The following is a 1688-nucleotide window of genomic DNA, read 5'->3' on the forward strand; positions in this document are numbered from 1 at the left end:
CCCCCACGCTCGGCGGTCTCGCCGGGCCCGACGCCGCCCCCTCGCCCGAGCCGCGGCACCGGCGCGGAATCGTGGGGGCCTACCGGGAGCTCTTCGCCACGATCGCCGGGCTCTGGCGGGTCTCGCGGGGCACCGTGTTCTTCCTGCTCTCCTCCGCCGTCTACCGGGACGGACTGGCCGGGGTCTTCACGTTCGGCGGTGTGCTCGCGGCCGGCTCCTTCGGCTTCTCGCTCACCGAGGTCATCGTGTTCGCGGTGGCCGCCAACCTCATTGCCGCGCTCGGCGCGTTCGTGGGCGGCTCGCTCGACGACGCCCTGGGCCCCCGCAGGGTCATCGTCGGTTCGCTCGTGGGGGTCATGGCGGCCGGGATCGTGCTGCTGTTCTGGCACGGCAAGCCCGCGTTCTGGGTGTGCGGACTGGCACTGTGCCTGTTCGTGGGACCGGCCCAGGCGGCGTCGCGCACGTACCTGGGGCGGCTCATCCCCCCGGGGCGCGACGGGGAGATCTACGGGCTCTACGCCACCACCGGCCGCGCCGTGAGCTTCATGGCCCCGGGGCTGTTCGGCCTGTTCGTGTCCCTGATGGGCGCTCAGATCTACGGGATCCTGGGGATCCTCACGGTCGTGGCCGTGGGTCTGGCCCTGCTGCTGCTGACCCCCAAACCGCCCGAGGGGTTCACGACCACCCGCGTGTGACGCCCTACTCGATGACCGTGCGGTGGAAGTTCACGTGGCTGCGGGACGCCGTGGGGCCGCGCTGGCCCTGGTACCGGTTGCCGTACGCGCCGCTGCCGTAGGGGTGCTCGGTGGGAGAGGAGAGCTGGAAGAAGCACAGCTGCCCCACCTTGGAACCCGGCCACAGCTTGATGGGCAGGGTGGCCATGTTGGACAGCTCCAGCGTCACGTGGCCCGAGAACCCGGGGTCGATGAACCCGGCCGTCGAGTGGGTGAGCAGACCCAGGCGCCCGAGCGAGGACTTGCCCTCCAGGCGGGCGGCCACGTCCTCCGGCAGCGTGACCTTCTCGTACGTGGCACCCAGCACGAACTCCCCCGGGTGCAGCACGAACGGCTCGTCCGGGGCCACCTCCACCAGACGGGTGAGCTCGGGCTGCTCCTGCTCCGGGTCGATGTGCGCGTACTTGTGGTTGTCGAACAGCCGGAACCAGCGGTCCAGGCGCACGTCCACGCTCGCGGGCTGGATCATGGCGGGGTCGCAGGGCTCCAGGCGCACGTGTCCCGAGTCCAGGTGGCGGCGGATGTCGCGGTCTGAGATGAGCACGGCATCCACGGTAGTCCACGGGCCGTGCTCACGGGTCGCGGGCCGCCTCCGGACGCCGGGGCCCACGATCCGCCGGGCGGGCCCGACGCGGTGACGTCCCGGCGTCGGGACCCCCCCGGCCGGGGCGGGCGTCGATGCCCTCGGCGTCCGGGGCGGGCGCCGTGGTTCCGCAGGGGCCGGTGGCGGGGGAACAGCGCCGCGCCCCAACGTGTTGTACAGTGGTGGGCGTTCTGTCCGGGCCGTTCACGAACGGCTCCCAGAGCAGTGCGGCTGTAGCTCAATGGTAGAGCGCACGCTTCCCAAGCCTGATACGCGGGTTCGATTCCCGTCAGCCGCTCCGCACCGATCGGTGAACGCCCCGGGTACCTGCCAAGGTCCCGGGGCGTTTCCGTCGGCCCACCGCCCCGCAC

Annotated in this window: 2 protein-coding genes and 1 tRNA gene; 2 read left to right on the top strand and 1 reads right to left on the bottom strand. The window is 72.0% G+C overall.

The window, feature by feature from the left end:
• A partial coding sequence (locus D9R02_RS11740) for an MFS transporter (protein ID WP_121566957.1) occupies nt 1–695 on the top strand: 695 nt, incomplete at its 5' end.
• A 4-nt stretch (nt 696–699) separates the two neighbouring features.
• Here the strand turns inward: D9R02_RS11740 and dcd are convergent.
• The gene (dcd, locus tag D9R02_RS11745; RefSeq protein ID WP_019309982.1) at nt 700–1278 is read right to left on the bottom strand and encodes a dCTP deaminase; all 579 of its coding nucleotides are present in this window, start codon (nt 1276–1278) and stop codon (nt 700–702) included.
• 266 nt (nt 1279–1544) lie between these two features.
• Here dcd and D9R02_RS11750 point away from each other — a divergent pair.
• Nucleotides 1545–1615: transfer RNA gene (locus D9R02_RS11750), tRNA-Gly, on the top strand.
• The last annotated feature ends 73 nt before the right edge of the window (nt 1616–1688 follow it).

Source organism: Kocuria rhizophila, from assembly GCF_003667225.1.
In the GTDB taxonomy this organism is placed as follows: domain Bacteria; phylum Actinomycetota; class Actinomycetes; order Actinomycetales; family Micrococcaceae; genus Kocuria; species Kocuria rhizophila.